Source organism: Pseudomonas phenolilytica, from assembly GCF_021432765.1.
Lineage (GTDB): Bacteria > Pseudomonadota > Gammaproteobacteria > Pseudomonadales > Pseudomonadaceae > Stutzerimonas > Stutzerimonas phenolilytica.
In genome coordinates, this window is record NZ_CP058908.1 from 15,267 (window position 1) to 38,197 (window position 22,931).

Consider the following 22,931-nt stretch of genomic DNA (forward strand, 5'->3'; position numbering starts at 1 on the left):
GCGGGTCAATTCGCGCGCGACCATTCGCTACTTACGAGCCTTTCTCAGGGGTTGGTTGTTGTTTAGTAGTGCGAGTCCACCCCCTCCCCGCTTCCGCCCCGCTTGGGGCCTTGAGCCAGGCAGGCCGCGCCTTAAAACAACAACCGGAACCGGAAGCGGTCTGTCCTGTAAAAGTTCATATGTAGCGATAGGCCGCGCGCGAATTGACCCGCACTACCCCTCCCCTCCGGAAGGACCCAAGCCCCCCTGTACGGCTGAGATCAAATAGAGCAAGCCCGATAACCCCCATCGCCAACGGAGAGAATCAATGTCGATCACCTACGGACGACCAGCGCAAGAAACCGTCCCGTTTCCGAGAGAACTTGCTGTCCTGATCGTAAAGAAGGCGTGTCGGATGGCAGAGAAGTTCGAGAACGAATGCATTGACACAATGCAGCGTGATGCCAGCCGAGCCCTCCAGCGTGGCACCGATCCTGCCGTAATTGTTCGCCAGCTTGGCCTCTGATAAACAATCATTGGATATCAAGTGGAGGGGGCAGTCGGCAGATGCGACCCAAGCGAACCCCCTGTCGGCACTATATTATCTAGTTGCCGAGTGGGGGCCACCCGGCACTGTCATCTACGTAGGGGGCTAGTCGTAAACGGGAGACTGCATTCAACCGCCCTCGCTCACACTGCTAAGGAGAGCATGATGTTCCTTACGTCTGAAGAGCTTGAGCAACTAACCGGATATCAAAAGTCGTCAGCCCAGGCTCGCTGGCTGGCACGCGAACGCCTGCCATTCGTCAAAGGTGGAGACGGTAAAATGAAGGTATTGCGCCAAGCAGTTGAACAGCGACTAGGTTTGAAACCCGAAGCCTCGAAGCCAGAACCCAGGCTGAGACTCACTAGTATCTGACCGCACCCGCCCCTCGCCTGCTCAGTTTCGTCTATGACTACCAAGCACTTCAGGTTAGGAGTTACGGCGTTGCGATCTACGCATAGTTACCACGTCGGTCGGGCCGCCGCCCCTAGGATCGATGTGCCGGCGATTCCTTAATGGGCAACACCATGAAGATAGAGCTAATCAAGATCAGCGAATTTCAACGGCGCCGCTGGGGTGAGAACGGGACGCCTATGTGTGCGCAAGCGATCCGAAAGCAAATCAAGGATGGGAAGATTCCCGGAGAGCGGATCGGGAAACTTTGGTACGTAGACTGGACCGCCTACAAAAATGCAAATGGGAACGACCTAGTCGCGATGGTTCTGAGACGCGCTTTCGATTGATCGAAGAGCAGCTCAAGCGGGTCGTGAGGCGTCCCAGCAGACGTTTCCTTTTCCGCTGTGGCTTCTGACTTTGAAGAGGCCCTAGCTAACCAGAGGCGCTCGACTAGCTGTAAGTCTATTTACAGGAGTGCTTAACGAGCGGCCTGGCAATGCCTGCTGCAGATTTTCTGCACCCATGGCGCACCCATGGATTTGCGGAAAAATTCAAGAAACCAGCTAGGAGGCCTAGATATATGGCGTCCCAGGCGAGGTTCGAACTCACAACCTTCCCCTTAGGAGGGGGACGCTCTATCCAATTGAGCTACTGGGACGTGCGCGCGGCATGTTAGCGAGCCGAGCCGTTTTTGTCATGTCACGTCACCCATCAGCCAGCATGCAAAATGCAATTCCGATTTTTGAAATCATGCATCCTGCAATGCGCCACCGCCTCATAGTTATTCTAACTTGTTGATTTTAAAGTCATTTATTTTAGCCAGCCACTGGCATGACGTGTGCTTACTATGGGATAGCCCATCAGCGAAGGATACGCATTATGTGGAAAATGATTTGCCTGCTCGGCATGACGCTCGCGGTCGATGCAGCCATGACACACCCTCCGACGGAACACAGCACCGAATTTAGAACAGCGAATGCAGCGCAGTCAGGCGTGCTAAGCCTCGAAGCGCCTGCCGCACGCGTTTTGAACATGAGCGGAATCGGCCCAGCGAGCGTCAGCCAACCACAGCGATGGATCTTCTGATCGATTTAGCCAACGACTAACCTAGAGGGAGCCGCAATGTCTTATTTCGCCATCTTCTATTTAGCCATTGGGGCAATCTTCGGCGCCTTTCTCATCCTCGTCGATCCACAAGTCGCCAAAGGCTGGTACATCGCTGCGCAGGCAGGACTAGGCATCTGCAGCCTAGCCTTTCTAGGCGCCATGTTGATTGGGCGACGCATCAAGTTCGACCCTTTGCTGCGTTGACATGATTCGCACCTGCCTGGCAATTATCTGGGTGCGGCGGATCACAATCGGCGCGCGCTAATAGCAAAATGCCTTTACCCGCCTCGCATAACCGCCGTACAATTGGCGCCACCAACCCGTCCCAAAAGTTTTTCTACGCACACGGAACAGCGCGGGACGGCGGTTGTCAGACCAATGACCTTTCACGGCAATAAGCCACCACGCCAACCTGACTAACCGGTTTATTATGCGCCCTATGAAGCAGGCAGTTTATTCCAGCCGAACGGCTGACAAATTCGTGGTTCGACTGCCCGACGGCATGCGTGAGCGCATTGCCGACGTCGCGCGCAACCACCACCGCAGCATGAACTCTGAGATCATTGCGCGCCTGGAGCAGAGTCTCCTCCAGGAAGGCGCATTAGATGATGACCTGAGCATGCGCCTGGACAGCCCAGAACTGTCGATGCACGAGCGTGAGCTGTTGCAGCGCTTCCGCCAGCTCACGCATCGCCAACAAAATGCCCTGATCGCCCTGATCGCTCAGGACGCAGAACTGGCTAAAGAAGAGGCCTGAGTACCAGCAGCCGCAAAGGTGGCCTTGCTAGTTGCGATGAGTGCCAATAAAAAATCCGATGCCCCTTTCGCAAGGACATCGGATTTTTTATGCCCGGACGACGGGACTAGAGAAGGAAAACTGTCGCCAACCCCAAAAAGATGAAAAAAACCACCGCTGTCGGTCATAGCCGTGATCATCACACTGGCCCCCATTGCCGGATCGCGCCCCAGACGGGCAAGCGTCATGGGAATAAGTACCCCCATCAGCGCAGCCAGAAGCAGATTCAGAGTCATCGCGGCCGTCATCACCACGCCCAGCGACCAGCTGCCGTACAACCAGTAGGCCACAAGGCCAATCACCCCGCCCCAAACCACGCCATTGGCCAGGCCCACCCCCAGCTCCTTGCGCAACAAGCGGGCCGTATTGCCGGTACCAACCTGATCGAGCGCCATAGCGCGCACGATCATGGTGATTGTCTGGTTACCCGAGTTGCCACCGATCCCAGCCACAATCGGCATCAGCGCGGCAAGCGCCACCAGTTTCTCGATCGAGCCATCGAAGAGACCGATCACACGTGAAGCAATAAACGCGGTAACCAGATTCACCGCGAGCCAAGCCCAACGGTTGCGAACTGATTTCCACACTGACGCGAATATATCCTCCTCTTCGCGCAGACCAGCCATGCTGAGCACTTCGCTTTCGCTCTCTTCGCGAATCAGGTCGACCATCTCATCGATCGTGAGTCGCCCAATCAACTTCCCACCCTTGTCAACAACAGGCGTGGAAACCAGGTCATAGCGCTCAAAGGCTTGCGCCGCCTCATAGGCGTCTTCGTCAGGATGAAAGGTGACGGGATCGCTGGCCATGACCTCAGCCACCTGTTTTTCCGGGTCATTGACCAGCAGCCGCTTGATCGGCAGCACCCCTTTGAGCACGCCGTCGTAATCGACCACGAACAGCTTGTCGGTATGACCAGGCAGCTCCTTGAGGCGACGCAGATAGCGCAGCACGACCTCCAGACTGACATCCTCGCGGATGGTCACCATCTCGAAGTCCATCAGCGCACCGACCTGATCTTCCTCATAGGACAAGGCCGAGCGAACCCGCTCTCGCTGCTGTGCGTCGAGCGTTTCCATCAGCTCGTGAACGACATCTCGTGGAAGTTCGGGCGCGAGATCAGCCAGCTCATCGGCATCCATTTCCTTGGCGGCCGCGAGCAGCTCGTGATCATCCATGTCGGCGATCAGCGTCTCTCGCACCGCGTCGGAAACTTCGAGAAGGATGTCGCCGTCACGCTCGGCTTTTACCAGCTGCCAAACGGTAAGACGATCGTCGAGAGGAAGAGCCTCGAGAATATGCGCAACGTCAGCCGGATGTAGCGCATCGAGCTTGCGCTGCAATTCCGCCAGATTCTGCCGATGCACCAGGCTCTCCACCAGCTCCTGATGCTCGCCCTCCTGGCGATGGGTGAGATCCTCGACCAGGCGGTGCCGATGCAATAGCTCGATCACCTGCGCCAGGCGATCCTGCAGCGTTTCTTGCGTTTTTTTTGCTTCTACTTCTGTCATGGCGCACTCCACCCTCAGCGCGAGGGGCACGCCAAGAGGATCAATCAGTCATGTGATTGGTAAGCAGGATTCTCAAGCGACTACTGGGTAAGTCCATGGGATGGTTCGATTCCACAAGCCCGAAGGCGAACGCCGCAATGATACCACCGCTCTTTCGGCAAGGCTGTTCAAATGACTGCAGATACAACTGCTTGCGCGGCACTACAGCCCCGAACATCGGCAACAACAAGCTAGGCCCATCTGTCGACGCCTTCACGCCACAGCGAGGCACAGCTGCACAAAGAAGAATTTTGCGCCTAGGCTTATGCCCTTTCTTCGTCACGGAGGACGAACATGCACTCCCCCCTTTCCGCCACCCTATTCACCATCACCGTACTGATCAGCCAGACATCTGCCGCAGCAACGGTATTTCGCTGTACGGACGCCACTGGGTGAATCACCTACACTCAGCAAGGCTGTCCAGGTGACACCAACATACAGAAGCAGCAGGCTTACAACCCCACTCCAGGTAGCGGCAAGGCGGTGAGAATGGCTTCGACCAACCCGACACGCAATCCGCACAAGGCAAGCCCTCCGTCCACCCACCAGCTCACCATCGTTGCCGAACGGCACGATGGCTGCGGCAACCGCATCAGCGGCGGAGAGCGCCGCGACGCGATCATCAAACAGCGGATACTTAGCGGGATGACCCGCTCAGACGTGGAGAGCGCCCTAGGACGCCCCAATAGCGTCGTCAGCATCAATGGTCGCACTCGCTATCGCTACGAGAAGAGCGAAGGCCGAGGACGCACCGTAACCTTCGATGAAAACGGCTGCGTTACCGGTAAACGATGATCGGCTCAGAAACGAAAAAGGGCCTGCATTTACTGCAGACCCTTTTTGGTATGGCGCACTCAGGAGGATTCGAACCTCCGACCGCTCGGTTCGTAGCCGAGTACTCTATCCAGCTGAGCTATGAGTGCGTAAGCGCTTGATAAGCCAGTTCGCTTCTGGCTGCAGGAGCTTCGATGAGAAACCAAAGCTTCTTACATAATGGCGCACTCAGGAGGATTCGAACCTCCGACCGCTCGGTTCGTAGCCGAGTACTCTATCCAGCTGAGCTATGAGTGCGCTGAGCGTGCGCATTATAGGGAGTTGAGAATGTCGGTCAAGCATTTTACCCTGGCGCCTTCAATCGAAGACAGGTATCCGCAAATCAAAAACCCTGTAACGCAAAATGGCGGAGAAGGGGGGATTCGAACCCCCGACACCCTTTTGAGGTGTACTCCCTTAGCAGGGGAGCGCCTTCGGCCACTCGGCCACCTCTCCGCAACACGGGGCGCATCATAACCATCTTTACCCCGTTTGCAAAGCCAGAAATTACATAAAAATTAGTGGCTTGGTTCTTGGTCCTTCTCTTTCTGGATGCGCTGATAAATCTCTTCGCGATGCACTGCAACCTCCTTGGGTGCATTCACACCGATGCGTACCTGGTTCCCCTTCACACCCAAAACAGTGACAGTCACATCGTCACCCACCATCAGGGTCTCTCCGACCCGGCGAGTCAGAATCAGCATTCCTTTCTCCTTAAAACGGATTCAGTCAGTAAGCAGTCTGCAAAATAAAAGGCGGATAATGCGCCGCGACACGCTTAGCGTACAGCTTGCACCAGCTATTGACCTTCTGGCGAGGCGGTAAAGTTCCTCGGCCCACAGCCAATACGACAGAAGGCGCGTACTAGACGCGCCTTCTGTGCTTCACTCGGCTGTTTTGGCAGCCGGGGCATCCAGTTCGAATGCAGTATGCAGCGCGCGCACGGCGAGCTCGAGATACTTTTCCTCGATCACCACCGAAACCTTGATTTCGGAAGTCGAGATCATCTGAATATTGATGTTCTCCTTCGCCAGCGCCTCGAACATACGACTCGCAACGCCAGCGTGCGAGCGCATGCCGACCCCGACGATCGATACCTTGGCGATATCGGTGTCGCCGATTACCTCCCGAGCCCCCATCTCGTTCGCAATGGTCTGCAGAATCTGCAACGCGCTGTTGTAGTCGTTGCGATGCACGGTGAAGGTGAAGTCCGTGGTGTTATCGTGCGCCACGTTCTGCACAATCATGTCGACTTCGACATTGGCGGCACTGATCGGACCGAGAATCTTGAAGGCCACGCCCGGCGTGTCCGGCACCCCACGGATGGTCAGCTTGGCTTCGTCGCGATTGAAGGCGATGCCTGAGATGATCGGCTGTTCCATGGATTCCTCTTCATCAAGGGTGATGAGGGTCCCGGGACCCTCCTGAAAGCTATGCAGCACGCGCAGAGGCACGCTGTACTTACCGGCAAACTCGACGGCGCGAATCTGCAGCACTTTCGAGCCCAGACTGGCCATTTCGAGCATTTCCTCGAAGGTGATCTTGTCCAGGCGCCGAGCCTTGGCGACGACACGTGGATCGGTGGTATAGACGCCGTCGACGTCCGTGTAAATCTGGCACTCATCGGCCTTGAGTGCGGCGGCCAGCGCCACGCCCGTAGTATCCGAGCCGCCGCGACCCAGCGTGGTGATATTGCCTTTCCCGTCCACCCCTTGGAAGCCTGCCACCACCACCACACGACCTGCCTTAAGCTCGCGCTGGATGCGCTGCGAATCGATCTGCAGGATGCGCGCCTTGGTGTGTGCGCTGTCAGTCAGAATGCGCACCTGATTGCCCGTAAACGAAACCGCCGGCACGCCGCGCTTGATCAACGCCATAGCCAGCAAGGCGATCGTTACTTGCTCGCCGGTGGAAACCATCACGTCCAGCTCGCGCGCTACCGGCTGATCGCTGATCTGCTTGGCCAGATCGATAAGACGATTGGTTTCACCGCTCATGGCCGATACCACAACGACGATATCGTCTCCGCCGTTGCGGAACTTCTTGATCTTCTCGGCCACTTGCTCGATGCGCTCCACGGAGCCGACCGACGTGCCGCCAAATTTCTGTACGATCAAAGCCATTTCACTACCGCCTACGCCCCATCAAGGGCAGTCGTTAACTGTCCAGCTCGTCTCAGAGCCCCTGCTCGACGAAAGAGCGCGCAAGACCGAGGGCATCGTCCAGCCGCCCAGGCTCGCTACCGCCCCCCTGGGCCATATCCGGACGCCCGCCGCCCTTGCCGCCCACCGCTGCCGCGGCCTGCTTCATGAGGTCGCCCGCTTTGAATCGAGCCGTAAGATCCTGGGTCACGCCCGCCACCAGGACCACTTTGTCGTCCTGCACGCCACCGAGCAGGATCACCGCACTGCCAAGCTTGTTTTTGAGCTGATCGACCAGCGCGAGCAGAGCCTTGCCATCCAGCCCATCCAGGCGCGACGCCAGCACTCGCACGCCCTGCAGCTCGATTGCCGAACCGGCAAGATCATCGCCAGCAGCACTAGCCGCTTTGGCCTTGAGCTGCTCCAGCTCCTTTTCCAGCTGACGGTTGCGCTCAAGCACACCGGACAGCTTGTCGAGTAGGTTCTCCCGGCTGCCCTTGACCAGGCTCGCCGCTTCTTTCAGCTGCTCCTCGGCATCGTTCAGATATGCCAGCGCCTGCGCCCCAGTTACCGCCTCGATACGCCGGACTCCGGCAGCTACGCCACCTTCGCTGACGATCTTGAACAGGCCGATGTCGCCTGTACGCGACACGTGGGTGCCGCCGCACAGTTCCACCGAGAAACCGCCACCCATGCTCAGCACCCGCACGGTGTCGCCGTACTTCTCGCCGAACAGCGCCATCGCGCCCTTCGCCTTGGCGGTATCGATGTCGGTTTCCTCGATATCCACTGCGGTATTGCGGCGGATCTCGGCGTTGACCTTGTCTTCGAGGGCCTTGAGTTGTGCGGGCTTGATTGCCTCGAAATGGCTGAAATCGAAACGCAGCCGCTGGCTATCTACCAGCGATCCCTTCTGACTCACATGCTCACCGAGCGTCTCGCGCAGTGCGGCATGCAGCAAATGGGTTGCCGAATGATTGAGCGCCGTGGCCTGGCGCACCGAGGCGTCAACAGTCGCATCGACGCTGGCGCCGACGCGCAGGTTGCCGCTGTCGAGTATGCCGTGGTGTAGAAACGCCCCGCCGGCCTTGCTGGTGTCGCGCACATCGAAGCGCAGGCCTTCGGCCGCGAGATAGCCGCAGTCACCGACCTGACCGCCCGATTCGGCATAGAACGGCGTCTGGTCTAGAACCACCACGCCCTCGTCGCCAGCGCTCAGGCTATCCACCGCCATGCCTTCCTTGAACAACGCCAACACCGTGCCCTGACCGACCGTACCCTGGTAGCCCGTGAAACGGGTTTCGCCCTCGACCTTGACCAGGCTGTTGTAGTCCATGCCGAAGGCACTGGCCGAGCGGGCGCGCTCGCGCTGGGCCTGCATTTCGCGCTCGAAGCCTTCCTCATCGAGGGTAAGCTCCCGTTCGCGGGCAATATCCGCGGTCAGGTCCACCGGGAAGCCATAGGTGTCGTACAGCTTGAACACCACATCGCCCGGAATGATGCTGCCCGACAGTTCGGCCAAGTCCTGCTCGAGAATCTTCAGTCCCTGCTCGAGGGTCTTGGCAAACTGCTCTTCCTCGTTCTTAAGCACGCGTTCGATATGCGCCTGCTGCTGTTTCAGTTCCGGGAAAGCCTCACCCATTTCGGCAACCAACGCCGCAACGATGCGATAGAAGAAGCTACCTCTGGCGCCCAGCTTGTTGCCGTGGCGACAGGCGCGGCGAATGATGCGCCGCAGCACGTAGCCGCGCCCCTCATTGGACGGGGTCACCCCGTCAGCGATCAGAAAGCCGCAGGAACGGATGTGGTCCGCGACCACTTTGAGCGAAGCCTGGCCTTCGTTGGCGCAACCGATGGCCTCGGCTGCCGCGTTGAGCAGACGCTGGAACAGGTCGATTTCGTAGTTGGAGTTCACGTGCTGCAGCACGGCACTGATGCGTTCCAGCCCCATGCCGGTATCCACGCTCGGCGCCGGCAGCGGATGCAGGACGCCATCGGCGGTGCGGTTGAACTGCATGAACACGTTGTTCCAGATTTCGATGTAGCGGTCACCGTCCTCTTCCGCAGAGCCAGGCGGACCGCCCCAGATATGCTCGCCGTGGTCGAAGAAAATCTCGGTGCAGGGACCGCATGGGCCGGTATCGCCCATCGCCCAGAAATTGTCCGAGGCGTAAGGCGCACCCTTGTTGTCACCGATGCGTACCATGCGCTCGGCGGGAATCCCGACTTCCTTAGTCCAAATGTCGTAGGCCTCGTCGTCGGTGGCGTAGACGGTGACCCAGAGTTTTTCCTCGGGCAGGTTCAGCCACTTCTCGGAGGTAAGGAATTCCCAAGCATAGGTGATGGCGTCGCGCTTGAAATAATCGCCGAAGCTGAAGTTGCCGAGCATCTCGAAGAACGTGTGGTGCCGCGCGGTGTAGCCGACGTTTTCCAGATCGTTGTGCTTGCCGCCGGCACGCACGCATTTCTGGCTGGTAGTGGCGCGGGTATAGGCGCGCTTCTCCAGGCCGAGAAAGCAGTCCTTGAACTGGTTCATGCCGGCGTTGGTGAACAGCAGCGTCGGATCGTTCGCCGGAATCAACGAACTGGAGGCCACACGGGTGTGCCCCTTCTCTTCGAAGAAGCTCAGGAAGGCTTCACGGATTTCTGCGCTTTTCATAGATTTCTTCCAGAGGACTGCGGCCGAACGCCACAAAACGGCACGGTGCGACGGCACCGCGAGCTGTTATGCAACCATCCAAACGGATATCGGCAAAGGGCCGCATTATATCGGCACGGCGCACCGGGTATAGGGGATAAATGCGATTGAATCAACCCATTTGACCGCAGGCGCAACGCGCGTTTGCGCAGCGCCGACCTCAACGCAACAGCGGCGTGGCAAGCACCTTGGAGGCACCGCCGAGCAGCGCCGCAGTGATATCGATGAAATCATCGGTGCTGACCTTGTCCAGACGCATCAGCCCACGACTGACATCGTCCAGCGAATGCCGCCCCTTGCTGCGCTGGCGGATTTCCCGATCCAGCTCCTGCAGCAGCAGCACCGCCCGGGCGGTGACCGGCCCGGTGGCTCGCTCGGTGCGTAGACTGGTGATTCCGCGGCTCCACTCCGCAAGGTGCTCGCGCACCGCCTGGTAGCGCCCCTCGCTCATGCCGCCGGCACGACGCATCAGCTCGATCGCGTAGTACTCGGCCAGTCCTTCGCTGATCCAGTCGCTGCGGTCGGTGTCGCTGATGCGGCTGAAGACGTGTACCAGCTCATGAACCAGTGAGCTGGTGCCATTCTCGCTGACCAGCGGGCGGTCGGCGTGCAGATAAAGGGAATTCGGCGCGGAGAGCCCGCCACGCCACATCGGATCGCCGGCGCCGACGATCAACAGCTTGTCCGGGTCGCGCGGAAATACGTTCTGCAGCTCCGGCCAGACGAAGGTCAGCAGTGTGAGGATGTCCATGCGCCGCACGCCCTCGCCCACCGGCGCGGCGACCGTGACATCAGTTTCGCCTAACCGTGCGCGGCGGCTGCCCAGCTTGCCGGCAAGCATCCAGCCGGTGGGGCGATCGAAGATTCGCTCGGAGTTGTCGATACGGAAGCGGTTCTTGCCGATACGCGGCCAGCCGGTTTCGACGCTTTTCCAACCCTCCGGCAGCTCGAAGCTAAGGCGCGAAACCAGTTTCGTACCCTCCACCTCATCGAGCCGTGCCGCCGGCACCAAATCATCGCCGCGAAACAGCGCCCAATCCGCCGTCATCCGCGCATCGAAACGGCCATTGTCGCGAGGATGGCTGATGCGCACGCGGTAGGTCAGCCGGGCCTGACCCTTGGCCGGCCGCCAGATGCCCCGTTCAGGCGACTGCTGCAGCCATTCGCCGTCCGCCTGGAAGTCGCTGTAGTAACCTTCGTCGCCGAGGTTCAAATCGAGGCTGCGTATTACCTCGCCTTTCTCCAGCGTCAATTGCACTTCGGCCTGATCCTGCTCGGGGAAAAAACGCACGAGGTAATCGAGATCGACCCGCTGCCCGGCCCACGCCGGTGTCGCGCCGAGCAGCAGAACGGCAAGGAGGGAAAGCAGATGAACGGGCATCGGGGCTGTGACTCCGGGACTGGGGGGGACAGATAGATATCAGACAAGCGCCGGACTCATCCGGCACGGAAGATCAGGTGATCCTCCCAATCCTCTTCGGCAACGCTGCCTTCAGCGAGCATCCGACCGGCTTGCGATATACGTTCGACGTGCACCGCGTTGCGGTCGCCACAGACGAGGTGGTGCCAGAGCGGCAGATCCTTGCCCTCGGCGACCAAACGGTAGGCGCAGGTCGGCGGCAACCATTTGAATTGCGCGGCATCCCGCGCATTGAGCTGGATGCAGTCCGGCACGCTGGCGCGGCGATTGGGGTAATCGCTGCAGCGACAGCTATCCAGATCCAGCAACTTGCAGGCGATGCGCGTGTAATAGACGCTGCCGTCTTCCTCGTCTTCGAGCTTCTGCAGGCAGCACAGACCACAGCCGTCGCACAGCGACTCCCACTCCTCGGCGTCGAGTTCGGCAAGAGTTTTGCGCTTCCAGAAGGGTTCGACTTTGGCGGCCATTACGACTGAGGTTCCCGGCAAAACTGCGAGTCTAGCCCTTGGCCCGTGACGGGCCAAGGGCGGCCGGATGGCGTGCTACTCGGGCCGCCGGGCGCGGCCCGGGTAGCACGCGGGATCATTACTGGTCGAGCATCTGACGATGGCTGCGCATCTGCTCGAGCATCTGCTCCATGTGCTGAATACGCAGATCGAGCATCTCCTTGGTCGGCGCGCCCATCATGCCCCCGCCCATCATGCCCTTGCCGCCCTTCATGCCCATGCCTGGACCGCCAGCCATCGGGCAGCCGCCTATCATGCCCATGCCGGATTGCATGCTCTGCCAGTGTTCGGCCTGCAGTTTCTGCCGTTCCTGCGGGGTCTTTGCCGCCTGCCAGGCCTGCCGATACTCCTGCATCTGCTGCCAGTGCTGCTGCCAGGCCGCGGAATTGTCGGCCGCGGCCGGTGCGTCTTGCGCCTGGGCCGTCAGCGCCAGGCCAGCGAACAGGGAACCGAGTAACCACGATTGGATGTTCATGAACCGTCTCCTTTGTTCAGGGGACTTTCAGCATAGGCCCGAAAACCGCTCGCAACCCGATCCAGGTCAAGCTCGACTGCGTAACGTTGTCACAGCGGATCGTTCATGCGCAGCAGCTCTTCGGGCAGGTGCTCGATGTAATCGTCTTCGGCCGGCGGCATCTGCAGGTGGTAGCCCTGCGTCTCGAGATTGGCCAGTACCTTGGCGATGTCCTCGCGCGCCAGCTGGCGCTCCGGCGTCAGTACCAGTTCGAACGCGAGCTGTGGCGTGCCGAATGCGGCGAGCAGCCCCTCGGGCACGCGAGAGAGCGCGTCGCGCTTGTCGACGTACAGGTACATCCCGTTCTTGCGCAGACTTTTATAGATGGAGCAGATGCGTTTCATGATGGCGATTTTTCCAGTACGTCGAGCAATGCCTGCCCCATGCGCTCGCGGCGCCAACCGCGCAGCGACTCGGGGAGACTGTAGGGACCGTCGGGATAGCCGCTCTTGAGCAGCGCCTCGAGAATTTTCTTGCGCAGCATGATCTCCGGCGCGATATCCAATTCCTTCGCCGTGCGCTGGCCGACCGCACGCAGCTTCTTCAATACGGACGCCGCTTCCAGCGGTAACGGCTCGGGTAACGCGGCAGGCCATTCCTGCGCCGGCAGCGCGGCGGCCTGGCGAATCAGCTCGAGCAGCGCCTCGCCATCCTGGCGCACCGTGCGCGGATGCATGTCTTCGATACGCGCCAGCGCTACCAAGTCCTTCGGTTGCGTGCGCGCCAGCGGCCACAGGCTCGCCTCGCGCAGGATGCGGTTGCGCGGCTGATTGCGCGCACGCGCCTGTCGCTCGCGCCAGGCCGTCAGTACACGCAGCACGGCAAGTTGCTGCGGTCGCAATCGCCAGGCCTGTTTGACCTCGCGATATGCTTCGTCCGGATCGGTTTCACGCTGCAGGTTGGCAACCAGCTCGGCGCCATCCTCTATCACCCAGCGCCGCTTGTCTTCGCTGAGGCGCGGCAGCAGCGCGGCATACAGTTCGGCCAGATGTTGCACATCTTCCGCCGCGTAGCGCATCTGCATCTCGCTCAGCGGGCGCTGCAGCCAGTCGGAGCGGGTTTCATCCTTCGGCAGATCAAGTCCCAGCACCGCGTGCACCAGGCGCGAATAGCCCATGGAAAAGCCGAGATTGAGGTAGCCGCCGGCCAGCTGCGTATCGAACAGCGGTGCCGGCAGTTGCCCGGTCAGACGCGACAGCACCTCGAGGTCCTCACCGCAGGCGTGCAACACCTTGACCACGGCAGTGTCCTGCAACAGCCCGGCGAACGGCTGCCAGTCCTTTATTGTCAGCGGATCGATCAGATAGGCGCATTGCCCATCGCCGATCTGCACCAGACCGGCGATCGGGTAGAAGGTGTCGACGCGCATGAACTCGGTATCGAGCGCCACGAAGGGCAATTGCCGCCACTCGGCGCACAGGCGGGCCAGATGCGCATCATCCAGGACCCATTGAGTTTCGATGGCCACACGGCCCTCCTTGATTCGGCTGACGACCGGCGCGCGGCCGAACGAGGCGCGCAGTATATATCGCGACTGCCGCGCGCCGGGGGCATTCATCGGGCGCTCACGGCCTGCTAGTGTGCAGCACTCATCGCCGACCGGAGCCCGTCCATGTCTCTTGCCCAACTCATCAGCGCGCAGCAACTGGCCGAACGCCTGCAGCAGCCGCAACTGCGCATTCTCGACTGCCGCTTCGCGCTGGAGGACCCGGCATACGGCCGACGTAGCCATGCGCAGAGCCATATTCCGGGAGCGCAGTTCGCCGATCTGGAGCAGGACCTTTCCGGCCCGGCGATCAACGGCGTGACCGGCCGCCATCCACTGCCAGAAGCCGCGGAGCTCGTAACCCGCCTGCGCAGCTGGGGAATCGATAACGACAGTCAGATCGTGCTGTACGACGACGGCCCCGGCGCGTTTGCCGCACGCGCCTGGTGGCTGCTGGCCTGGCTCGGCAAGCACGAAGACGTGTTCGTGCTTGATGGTGGTTTCAAGGCGTGGAGCGCGGCCAGCCTGCCACTCGACACACAGCCAGCCATGGCACGGAACGGCAACTTCTCCGGCGCGCCCGACAATCGTCTGATCATCGAGGCGCAGCAGCTGCTTGCCCAACTCGACACGCTCGACCAACCACTGCTGGACGCGCGCGCGCTGCCGCGCTTTCGCGGCGAAGTCGAGCCGATCGACCCGGTTGCCGGGCATATCCCCGGGGCGATCTGCGCGCCGTTCACCGACAACCTCGCGGCCGACGGGCGCTTCCTTAGCCCGGCGCAGCTGCGCGAACGCTTCGCAAGCCTGCTGCACGGCTATACCGGCGAGGTGATCGCCTACTGCGGCTCGGGCGTGACCGCCTGCCACAACCTGTTCGCCCTGAGTCTGGCGGGTTATCCGCTGGGACGACTGTATCCCGGCTCGTGGAGCGAGTGGATCACCGACCCCGCCCGGCCGCGTGCCTGACGGCGCGCCACCAGACCGATCAGTCAGTTTCGGAATATTCGGTTTTCACCCTAAACTCGTGTTTTTTCACGACCGATCGTCGTGTGATTTACGAAAAATTGCACTGTTTCATTTGCGGCTCGTCAGAAAAGATTGCTAGGTTCCGGCGCGTTTTTTCTAAGGAGTACAACAATGAAAACAACATGGTTGAAGACCGCTCTAGCCTTGGCCGTGGGCGCAATGTCCAGCCAGACCATGGCCGCTGGTTTCGCCCTGAACGAACAGAGCATCAGCGGCATGGGCACCTCCTACGCCGGCCGATCATCTTCGGCTGACGACGCCACCACCCTGTTCGGCAACCCGGCCGGCATGTCCCGCCTGACCCGTGAAGAAGTCAGCTTCGGCGCAGCGGCGATCGAGGCCAACTCGGATATCGACGACACCAGCAGCTTTCCGGCGACCGGCTCCAATGATGGCGATATGGTGCCAGCGACCGCTGTGCCGATGGGTTATTACGTCAATCCGATCGACGACAAGTGGGCACTGGGCGTCGGCATCTATGTGCCGTTCGGTCTGGCGACCGATTACGAAAGCGGCTTCCAGGGGCGTTTTTTCGGCGATTACAGTGAGGTTCGCGTAATCACCGTGCAGCCGACCATCAGCTACCGTTTCAACGACAAACTGTCGTTCGGTATCGGTCCGACCCTCAACCGCATCGATGGCGAGCTGCAGAGCGCCACACTCAACGGCGGCCGGGTCAAGGTCAAAGGTGATGACACCGCCGTCGGCTTCAATGCGGGGGTGCTCTATGAGTTCACGCCGCACACGCGTATGGGCGTGACCTACCACTCGAAGGTCGAATACACCCTTGAAGGCGATACCAAGCTCAGCGGAGCAGGCTTCGGTCCGTTCGCCGGCAAGTACGACGCCTCCCTGGATCTGACCACCCCGGAATCGGTCGACGTCTCCCTGACTCACGAGCTGAATGACCGTTGGACCCTGTACGCAGGCGCGATGTGGACACGCTGGAGCCGTTTCGAGGCGATTGTCATCGAGAACGAGTCGCTTCCGGGCCCGCTGCAAGGTGGCAGTCTGGACCCGATCATCGAAGAGCAGGACTGGCACGACACCTGGTCCTATGCGCTGGGTGCAGCCTTCAAGCTGAACCAGCAATGGACCCTGCGCAGCGGCCTGGCCTTCGATCAGAGCCCGACCAACAACACCCACCGTTCGCCACGCATCCCATCCGGCGACCGTACGGCGGTAAGCTTCGGTGTGGCTTGGGACCCAACCGAGGACGTCACGGTCGATCTGGCCTACTCCTACCTGTGGGAAGAAGACACCAAGATTCGCCGTAGCAGCCCCACCCGTGGTGTCTACAACGCCACCTACGAAAACAGCGCCCACGGTTTTGGCGCTTCGTTGAGCTACCGCTTCTGATGCAAAAAAAGCCCCGGTCCTACCGGGGCTTTTTGTTTCAGCGCTGTAGCGCCTGCTCCACCGCCGCCAGCAGACGCGGGTCGTCTGGCTTCACTTTGCTGGGAAAGTACGCCACCACCTGGCCGTGGCGGTCTACGACGTACTTGTAGAAGTTCCAGCGCGGCGCCACGCCGGCCTGTTCGGCGAGTTGGCGAAACAGCGGCGTAGCATCGCTGCCGCGCACCGGCTGCGTCTGCGTCATGGCGAAGGTCACGCCGTAGTTCACATAGCACACCTCGGCCGTCTCGGCCTCGTCATCGGATTCCTGAAAGAAATCGTCCGACGGCACGCCCAGCACTTCCAGCCCCTGGCCTTTGTAGCGCTGGTAAAGCGCCTCGAGCCCCTTGAACTGAGGTGTGAAACCGCAGTGGCTGGCGGTATTGACGACGACCAGCGCTTTACCTTGGAACTGCCGGCAAAGATCGATGGTTTCCTTCGAACGCAGCTTGGGCAGTTCGTGCTGCAGCAATGCCGGGCATTCACTGGCCACCGCCGAAACAATGGGTGATGTCAGTGCAAGCAAAGCGACGAGGGTCAGGGCCTTCATGGCTGATCTCCGCAGGGTTGGATGTCCACGCTACTCCGCCGCAGGTTAACGGGCAAATCGCAGCAACCGTGCCGCTGGTGCGACCAAACCGATCGAGCAGCAGCTAGACACTCGTTCCAGGGCTGCTCGCCTGCGCCAAACTGTGCACTGCTGCACAGCGACAGAATTGGCAGATGATACTTTCGCGCCCCTCATTACCAGAGGGACCTGCCGTGAAAACGCTCATCCAGACTGCCGTTCTGGCACTTGCCGCGACCATCGCCTCCAACACCTTCGCCGACGACGGCGCCGCACCGGTTCACGGCGTTCCGTCTCGCACGCTGACCGAGGCCGTCGCCAATTTCTCCGAATACAACCAGCGACTCGAAAAAGCGCTGGCACAAGAACCGACAGCGGAACGCCTGCAGGAAATCCACGAGCTGACCTACACGCTGCAAAACGCGCTGGAAAAGATCAACGAAGATATGGACGGCCTGACTGACACGCTCGAAGAGATTCACATCAGCTCGGAAGCTCAACAAGCCGACGCGGTACGGGAGCACGCAAACGAATTCCTGAAGACCGCACGCACCGTTATCAAGTAAGCGCAGCAGCATGAAAAAGCCCGTCGATCTGACGGGCTTTTCTTCCGAGCTTAGCGCCCGACGTCAGGGGCCACGGGCAGGATGTCGAAGCCGACATCGTTACCGCTGATAACACGAAATTCCAGCGTTTGCCCTGCCACGACCTTCGCCAGCTTCTCGCGGCGCAGACTCAGCTTGCCGCACAGACTGTCATCCAGCGGGTCAGTGCCGATGCCGACGATACGAGCGCCCGCTGGCACCTGAAAGCGCACCCGCTCACCGACATGAATGCGCGCCGCCAGTTCTCTGTCGATCAGCAGCGCGATGTAACAACCGCCACCGCGCCAGCCGAAATCCCGTGTGACCACTATCTCGCCGGCATTATCCAGTGGTTGCTGGAAGGCCAGGACGCGCTCCGCGGGCACCGGCTTGATTTCTTCCGGTTGCGGTTGCCACGACGAGCAGCCCGCCAGCATCAGCAGGCAGGAAACGGCAGACAGCAGGCGCATGGGCGAATCCTCGGCGACACAGCGAAGCGACAAGCCTAGGCCAAGCATTGATCGCCAGCACGCAAAAAGCGCGGCCGCTCTGCGCGTTACCAGGTGAGGTCAGGCGCCGGGCCCGCTGGAACCATCGTTGCCGAGGATATCGGGATCGTCCGGCAGCACTTCGGGCTCCCGATCATCCTCGATCGGAGGAGACGGCTTGTCGTCGAAATCCGGATCCTCACCGGGATTTTTCTCGCCGGCGTTCGTCATCGTCACATCGGGTTCTTCGTTCGGCTGATCGTCGTTGCGACTCATGGCGTCCTCGGGTCTGCGGGTTCGGCTGTCGATAGCCATTGGAGACGGCAAACCGCGCGACGTTCGGCATGCCTCCTGCCGGCGGTCAGAAGGCTGCCGCTTGCGACGTCTCGCCGACCAGGACTAAAGCGCTGCGGGCGGCAGTCTGCTGGCCGCGAATTTCGTATCCAAGTCGACCATTTCCACGCCTGAAGGCAGACGAGGCAAGCCACACGTGGCGCCGGGCTGCGCCGACGCTGCGGGGTTTCGCCGAAACGTGCGACCACGCTTCCGATTGCACTGCCCTGGCGGCTCCACCACACTGGCCGCTCACACCCAACCGCAGTCGGAGATTCCATGCAGACACTCACCCCCCAATCCCGCGCGGCCATTCTCGAAAACCCGGACGCCCTGGAATGCACCCTGTACCGCCCCGACGAATACGACGAGGAAGCGGAAGAACAGGACCTCGGCGACGCGCGCATCATCATTAGCGGCCCCTTTGAAGCACCTGCCGAATGGGACGCCAAGGACCGTGACGACTATTTCGACGGTACCGCGCCGGAAGCCTTTGTCGTCGCTCGCATCGCCTGCGAAGCCGCGCCTGGCTCCGGCGCCTACTTCACCGTCGTGCCTGGCGACTATGCGGCCGTCACCGAGCAGCCGGGCAAGGTCTCGATGTTCTATGTCTGGGACTGCCTGAGCGACGCCGAAGGTCAGTACGTCCTGATCCGCGAGGAAGAAGAGCAGCTCTGATCACACCGCGTCCGCCGTTCGGCATTTCGGTGGATGTAAAAAGCGGCATCCACCCTACGGGTTCACAACGGACCGTAGGGTGGGCTTCAGCCCACCCATGAACCGCAACACTACCGGCCGACTGAATCCGTCCTTCGAAGCGGTACGCCCTTCGGCTACCCGTACCGACCGCGTAACCCTGCTTCACTGTCTATTGCATACCTGCCCCACCATCAACGACGAGGAATCCCATGCGTTTGTTGATCAGCGCCTGGCAATCGCCGGTTTCTCGCATGAAGCTGGTCGCCGGCCTTCTGCTGCTGTTGGCCGCCCTGCTCTACGTCATCGCGACCCACTTCGAGGCCGCGCATCCCGCCTGGGGCTACCTCGCCTCGTTCGCCGAAGCGGCAATGGTCGGCGCAATCGCCGACTGGTTCGCCGTCACCGCATTGTTTCGCCATCCGCTCGGCCTGCCGATCCCGCACACGGCGATCATTCCGCGCAGCAAGGCACGCATCGGGCAGAGCCTGTCGGGTTTCATCACCACGCATTTCCTCGCCACACCGCTGGTGCTGGCCAAGCTGCAGGAACTGGACCTCGCTGCGCGCCTGGCGGGTTGGCTGCGCCATCCGGCGAATGCCGAAGCGGTCGGCCGCCAGCTCACCGGGGTTGCGCATTTCGGCATCGCCGCGCTGCATGATGAGCGCGTGCGCGCCTTCGTCGAAGCCAAGGTCATCGGCCGCGTCCGCAAGTTCGACCTCGCCCCGCCGCTGGCCCAGGCGCTGCGCGTGCTGACCAGCCAGGGCCGGCATCAGGCGATGCTCGACGAGCTGATGTTGCGCCTGGATTCGATCATGCAGGACGAGGACACCCGCGCGCTGGTGGCGGACGCCATCAGCCGGGAGATCCGCACGCTGCGCTATCTGGGCCTGAGTCGCCCGGTCAGCGGCTGGTCAGCCAACAAGTTCGTAGACGGTCTGTCCGCGCTGATCGCCGAAATCGCCGCCGACCCGGAACATCTAATCCGCCAGCGCTTCGACGAGCACGTCGGCGAATACATCGAGCGCCTGGAACAGGACCCGGATTATGCGCTGGAAGTCGAACGCATCCTCGCGCAGCTGCTGGACCACCCGGCCACCAGCACCTATTTCCGCGACCTCTGGGCGGAGCTGACGCAATGGCTGGAAAGCGATCTGGCCAGCACCGACTCACGCATCGGCCGACGCATCGTCGCGCTGTGCCGCGGCCTGGGCGACGGGCTGGCGGCCGACCAGGCCATGCGCAACTGGATCAACGAACAACTGCTGGCCGCCGCACCCGGCCTGCTGGAACGCTATCGCGGGCAGATCGGCACCTACATCGCCGAACGCGTGGAGAACTGGGAAAGCCGCGAGCTGGTCGAGCAGCTGGAGCAGAGCGTCGGCAAGGACCTGCAGTACATCCGCATCAACGGCACGCTGGTCGGCGGGCTGGTCGGGCTGCTGCTGCATGCGCTGACGCAGCTCGTCGCCGGTTGAAGCGCGTCAGGCGCTGCGCAGCCGCGCGCTGATCTGGCTGGCGCTGGCCGAACCGGAGAGGCGCTCGTCACAGCGCAGCGTCGCCGGCGTACCGCTCAGGTACCACAGGCGGTTGGCCAGCTCATCCGCATCGCGCGGGTCGTGGGTCACGCAGATCATCGCCATGTCGGGATGCTGATCCAGCAGACGGGTGATCAGCTGGCGCAGCTCGCCGGCGCGTTCGGCGTCCAGCGAGGCAAAGGGCTCGTCGAGCAGCAGCAGGTCGGGTTTGATCGCCAGGCTGCGCGCCAGCGCCGCGCGGCGCGCCATGCCCAGCGACAGCTGCTCCGGGAAGCAATCGCCAGCGCCAACAAGCCCCACCTCGGCCAGCAGCCGCTCGCTGTCCGCAGCACTGGCACCGACCATTGCAAGGTTCTGCCGCACCGTGCGCCAGGGCAGCAGGCGATGCTCCTGGAACAAATAGCCGACGCGTAGCTCCGCACGACGGCGGATCAGCGAGCTGAGCTGCGAATCGAGACCGGCAATGGCGTTGAGCAGCGTGGTCTTGCCGACACCGGATGGGCCGAGCAGACAGATGCGGTCGCCGGCGCGTACCTCGGCCTCGATCACGCCAAGTATCGGATGGCCGACGCCGGGGCCGTCCAAGCGTAGATCAAGCATGACGCACGCCCGCTTCGCGCCAGGCCGAGGCGCGCCGCTCCAACGGTTGCAGCAGCGCCAGCTCGATCAGCTGCACCACGGCGATGAAGGCCAGGCTGTAGGCGAGGATGCTGGCCACGTCGAATACCTGGAAGGCCATGTGCAGCTGAAAGCCGATACCATCCGAACGCCCAAGCAGCTCCACCACCAGCACAATCTTCCAGATCAGCGCCAGCCCGCCGCGCGTCGCCGCCATCAGGTAGGGAAACAGCTGCGGCAGCCAGACATCGACGACCCGCTGCCAGCGGCTGAAGCCATAGACCCGCGCCATCTGTTCAAGCTTGGGATCGAGGCTGCGCGCGCCTTCGCGCACCGTCACCGCCACGTTCGGCACCTTATTGACCACCACCGCCAGCACCGCCGCCGCCTCCACCAGACCGAACCAGACATACAGCAGGATGATGGTGACCAGCGCCGGCAGGTTGAGAAACAGCACCAGCACCGGATTGAGCAGCGCATTGGCCAGCCGCGAACGGCCCATCCACACGCCGAGCAGCGTGCCCAGCGTCATCGCCAGGGCGAAGCTGAACAGCACACGGCGCAGGGTCACCAGCAGGTGTTCGGGCAGCTCGCCGCTCTGCACGGCCTGCCGGAAGGTATCGAGCACCGCCGCCGGACTCGGCAGCAAGGGCGTCTGCACCGCCAGCGCCACCGCCGCCCAGAGTGCCAGCAGCACCGGCAGGGCGATCCAGCAGGCCCAGCGCGAGCCGTTCATGGCGCGCTCTGGAACGCCGTGGCTGGCATCAGCCTCGCCGGATCGGCGCCGGTCAGCACCAGCAGTCGCTGCAGGTCGGCGAGGCGCGCCGCATCCAATGGCGGCGGAATGCCTTCGACAAAGCTGCCACGCAAGGCGGCGAACACCGCGTCGCTCTCGGCGCGCATCAGCGGACGCAGCGCCTGCCAGTGTTCCGGCTCGCGAGCCAATTCGTTCTTGGTCTGGCGCAGTGCGCGGGCGAAGCGCTGCAGCAGGTCTTCGTGGCTCTGCGCCCAGGGCTCGGGGAACAGATAGCCGAGTACCGGCAAGTGCGTATCAAGCTCAAACGACTTCATCAGGTCGGCCAGACCGAATGCGCTCTGCACCCCGCCCTCGCCACGCATGCGCGCGGAGAAATGCCAGAAGGTCAGCAGCGCGTCCAGCTGACCGCGGCGCAGTGCCTGACCGAGCAGCGGCGGTGCGGCGTACTGCACCTGCGCCTCCCGAGCCAGATCGATACCCTGCCTTACCGCCGCCTGCTGCAACAACCGCCAGCCCAGCCCGTCGGGGCCACCGGCAACACCGAGGCGCTTGCCGCGCAGGTCCGCCAGCTGGCGAATGGCACTGCCGGTGGGCACCAGCACTTCGCCGATCTGCGCGGAAAACGGCAGGTAGCGGTAGGCTGAGCCGGCTTGGTAGCGCGCCTGGGCCCAGAGCAGGTCGCTCACCGCACCGTCGGCACTGCCACTGGACAGCGCCAGCCGCGAGGCAGGCACATCGGCCACCAACCGCACCCGCAGCTCGAAGCCGTTGGCACGGTCCAGCTGCTGGCGCTTGAGGTGCTCCAGCTCCCAGTGCGGCGTGCCGAACTGCAGCACGCTGAGGGTCAGCACCGGCAGCTCCTGCGCCTGCGCGCACAGCGGCAGCAGCACCAGCGTCAGGCGCAGAAGGGATCGGATGAGGGCGGGCAATGAAGGCATCATGCCCGCAGGTTACGAAGCCACCCGTGGGGCACGA

25 protein-coding genes, 4 tRNA genes and 1 pseudogene are annotated in these 22,931 nt (G+C 61.7%); 11 read left to right on the forward strand and 19 right to left on the reverse strand.

The annotated features are described in order from the left end of the window. The first annotated feature begins 307 nt into the window (after window positions 1–307). From HU825_RS00090 to HU825_RS00100, 3 genes are all read left to right on the forward strand, one after another. Window positions 308–505 (forward strand): hypothetical protein, encoded by a 198-nt coding sequence (locus HU825_RS00090; protein ID WP_234302671.1) that lies wholly within the window; start codon window positions 308–310, stop codon window positions 503–505. Between the two features lie 186 nt (window positions 506–691). Continuing rightward, window positions 692–898, forward strand: a complete 207-nt coding sequence (locus tag HU825_RS00095) for a DUF4224 domain-containing protein (RefSeq protein WP_234302672.1) — start codon at window positions 692–694, stop codon at window positions 896–898. 152 nt (window positions 899–1,050) lie between these two features. Then, on the forward strand, window positions 1,051–1,266 hold the full coding sequence (locus HU825_RS00100; RefSeq protein WP_234303427.1) for a hypothetical protein: 216 nt from the start codon (window positions 1,051–1,053) through the stop codon (window positions 1,264–1,266). Window positions 1,267–1,500: 234 nt separating this feature from the next. Here the strand turns inward: HU825_RS00100 and HU825_RS00105 are convergent. After that, window positions 1,501–1,577 (reverse strand) — tRNA-Arg (locus HU825_RS00105). Between the two features lie 464 nt (window positions 1,578–2,041). Between HU825_RS00105 and HU825_RS00110 the strand changes: the two genes are divergently transcribed. Then, window positions 2,042–2,230 carry a PA3371 family protein gene (locus HU825_RS00110; RefSeq protein ID WP_043299236.1) on the forward strand — a complete coding sequence of 63 codons (189 nt, stop codon included), beginning with the start codon at window positions 2,042–2,044 and terminating at the stop codon, window positions 2,228–2,230. A 226-nt stretch (window positions 2,231–2,456) separates the two neighbouring features. Continuing rightward, complete coding sequence (locus HU825_RS00115) at window positions 2,457–2,783, forward strand: Arc family DNA-binding protein (protein WP_003287433.1); 327 nt, start codon at window positions 2,457–2,459, stop codon at window positions 2,781–2,783. 106 nt (window positions 2,784–2,889) lie between these two features. On the opposite strand, the pseudogene mgtE reads toward HU825_RS00115, so the two are convergent. Further along, window positions 2,890–4,333 (reverse strand): annotated as a pseudogene (gene mgtE / locus HU825_RS00120) (magnesium transporter). A 528-nt stretch (window positions 4,334–4,861) separates the two neighbouring features. Here mgtE and bamE point away from each other — a divergent pair. Then, window positions 4,862–5,167, forward strand: coding sequence for an outer membrane protein assembly factor BamE domain-containing protein (bamE, locus tag HU825_RS18795; protein WP_348983338.1), 306 nt, complete (start codon window positions 4,862–4,864; stop codon window positions 5,165–5,167). Between the two features lie 51 nt (window positions 5,168–5,218). Here bamE and HU825_RS00130 read toward each other — a convergent pair. From HU825_RS00130 to rnd, 11 genes are all read right to left on the reverse strand, one after another. After that, window positions 5,219–5,295: transfer RNA gene (locus tag HU825_RS00130), tRNA-Arg, on the reverse strand. Window positions 5,296–5,366: 71 nt separating this feature from the next. Beyond that, window positions 5,367–5,443, reverse strand: a tRNA-Arg gene (locus HU825_RS00135). 107 nt (window positions 5,444–5,550) lie between these two features. Next, window positions 5,551–5,641, reverse strand: a tRNA-Ser gene (locus HU825_RS00140). 62 nt (window positions 5,642–5,703) lie between these two features. After that, entirely contained in the window at window positions 5,704–5,889 is a 186-nt protein-coding gene (gene csrA, locus HU825_RS00145) for a carbon storage regulator CsrA (RefSeq protein ID WP_003283978.1), read from the reverse strand. 180 nt (window positions 5,890–6,069) lie between these two features. Next, complete coding sequence (locus tag HU825_RS00150) at window positions 6,070–7,308, reverse strand: aspartate kinase (RefSeq protein WP_043299231.1); 1,239 nt, start codon at window positions 7,306–7,308, stop codon at window positions 6,070–6,072. 52 nt (window positions 7,309–7,360) lie between these two features. Continuing rightward, window positions 7,361–9,985, reverse strand: coding sequence for an alanine--tRNA ligase (alaS, locus tag HU825_RS00155; RefSeq protein WP_234302673.1), 2,625 nt, complete (start codon window positions 9,983–9,985; stop codon window positions 7,361–7,363). 199 nt (window positions 9,986–10,184) lie between these two features. Next, window positions 10,185–11,405 carry a hypothetical protein gene (locus tag HU825_RS00160; protein ID WP_054095137.1) on the reverse strand — a complete coding sequence of 407 codons (1,221 nt, stop codon included), beginning with the start codon at window positions 11,403–11,405 and terminating at the stop codon, window positions 10,185–10,187. Window positions 11,406–11,461: 56 nt separating this feature from the next. Continuing rightward, on the reverse strand, window positions 11,462–11,911 hold the full coding sequence (locus HU825_RS00165; protein WP_054095138.1) for a YcgN family cysteine cluster protein: 450 nt from the start codon (window positions 11,909–11,911) through the stop codon (window positions 11,462–11,464). A 118-nt stretch (window positions 11,912–12,029) separates the two neighbouring features. After that, a complete protein-coding gene (locus HU825_RS00170; protein WP_043299225.1) occupies window positions 12,030–12,425 on the reverse strand; it encodes a hypothetical protein in 396 nt (131 codons plus the stop codon). An 89-nt stretch (window positions 12,426–12,514) separates the two neighbouring features. Beyond that, window positions 12,515–12,808 (reverse strand): YcgL domain-containing protein, encoded by a 294-nt coding sequence (locus tag HU825_RS00175; protein WP_054095139.1) that lies wholly within the window; start codon window positions 12,806–12,808, stop codon window positions 12,515–12,517. Then, window positions 12,805–13,932 (reverse strand): ribonuclease D, encoded by a 1,128-nt coding sequence (rnd, locus tag HU825_RS00180; RefSeq protein ID WP_193749413.1) that lies wholly within the window; start codon window positions 13,930–13,932, stop codon window positions 12,805–12,807. The genes HU825_RS00175 and rnd overlap by 4 nt, the downstream gene beginning before the upstream one ends. A gap of 144 nt (window positions 13,933–14,076) precedes the next feature. Here rnd and HU825_RS00185 point away from each other — a divergent pair, with 144 nt between their 5' ends. Both HU825_RS00185 and HU825_RS00190 read left to right on the forward strand, forming a co-directional pair. Next, the gene (locus HU825_RS00185) at window positions 14,077–14,919 is read left to right on the forward strand and encodes a sulfurtransferase (protein WP_234302674.1); all 843 of its coding nucleotides are present in this window, start codon (window positions 14,077–14,079) and stop codon (window positions 14,917–14,919) included. A 171-nt stretch (window positions 14,920–15,090) separates the two neighbouring features. Beyond that, window positions 15,091–16,338: an OmpP1/FadL family transporter gene (locus HU825_RS00190; protein WP_234302675.1), complete on the forward strand. Its 1,248-nt coding sequence runs from the start codon at window positions 15,091–15,093 to the stop codon at window positions 16,336–16,338. A 37-nt stretch (window positions 16,339–16,375) separates the two neighbouring features. Here the strand turns inward: HU825_RS00190 and HU825_RS00195 are convergent, their stop codons facing one another. After that, the gene (locus HU825_RS00195) at window positions 16,376–16,924 is read right to left on the reverse strand and encodes a glutathione peroxidase (RefSeq protein ID WP_234302676.1); all 549 of its coding nucleotides are present in this window, start codon (window positions 16,922–16,924) and stop codon (window positions 16,376–16,378) included. 212 nt (window positions 16,925–17,136) lie between these two features. Here HU825_RS00195 and HU825_RS00200 point away from each other — a divergent pair, with 212 nt between their 5' ends. Continuing rightward, window positions 17,137–17,508: a DUF6746 family protein gene (locus HU825_RS00200; protein WP_234302677.1), complete on the forward strand. Its 372-nt coding sequence runs from the start codon at window positions 17,137–17,139 to the stop codon at window positions 17,506–17,508. A gap of 50 nt (window positions 17,509–17,558) precedes the next feature. Here HU825_RS00200 and HU825_RS00205 read toward each other — a convergent pair whose 3' ends face one another. Both HU825_RS00205 and HU825_RS00210 read right to left on the reverse strand, forming a co-directional pair. Continuing rightward, window positions 17,559–17,996: a hypothetical protein gene (locus HU825_RS00205; RefSeq protein ID WP_043299212.1), complete on the reverse strand. Its 438-nt coding sequence runs from the start codon at window positions 17,994–17,996 to the stop codon at window positions 17,559–17,561. Window positions 17,997–18,095: 99 nt separating this feature from the next. Then, entirely contained in the window at window positions 18,096–18,290 is a 195-nt protein-coding gene (locus tag HU825_RS00210) for a hypothetical protein (RefSeq protein WP_043299210.1), read from the reverse strand. 336 nt (window positions 18,291–18,626) lie between these two features. Here HU825_RS00210 and HU825_RS00215 point away from each other — a divergent pair, with 336 nt between their 5' ends. Together HU825_RS00215 and HU825_RS00220 are read left to right on the forward strand one after the other, a co-directional pair. After that, window positions 18,627–19,025 (forward strand): hypothetical protein, encoded by a 399-nt coding sequence (locus tag HU825_RS00215; RefSeq protein ID WP_043299208.1) that lies wholly within the window; start codon window positions 18,627–18,629, stop codon window positions 19,023–19,025. A 230-nt stretch (window positions 19,026–19,255) separates the two neighbouring features. Beyond that, window positions 19,256–20,521 (forward strand): DUF445 domain-containing protein, encoded by a 1,266-nt coding sequence (locus HU825_RS00220; RefSeq protein ID WP_054095145.1) that lies wholly within the window; start codon window positions 19,256–19,258, stop codon window positions 20,519–20,521. Between the two features lie 6 nt (window positions 20,522–20,527). Here the strand turns inward: HU825_RS00220 and HU825_RS00225 are convergent, their stop codons facing one another. The 3 genes from HU825_RS00225 to HU825_RS00235 are packed head-to-tail and all read right to left on the reverse strand — an operon-like array spanning window position 20,528 to window position 22,897. Beyond that, entirely contained in the window at window positions 20,528–21,181 is a 654-nt protein-coding gene (locus HU825_RS00225; protein WP_234302678.1) for an ABC transporter ATP-binding protein, read from the reverse strand. Beyond that, window positions 21,174–21,935, reverse strand: coding sequence for an ABC transporter permease (locus HU825_RS00230; protein WP_234302679.1), 762 nt, complete (start codon window positions 21,933–21,935; stop codon window positions 21,174–21,176). The genes HU825_RS00225 and HU825_RS00230 overlap by 8 nt, the downstream gene beginning before the upstream one ends. Further along, window positions 21,932–22,897 (reverse strand): ABC transporter substrate-binding protein, encoded by a 966-nt coding sequence (locus HU825_RS00235; protein WP_234302680.1) that lies wholly within the window; start codon window positions 22,895–22,897, stop codon window positions 21,932–21,934. The genes HU825_RS00230 and HU825_RS00235 overlap by 4 nt, the downstream gene beginning before the upstream one ends. Between the last annotated feature and the right edge of the window lie 34 nt (window positions 22,898–22,931).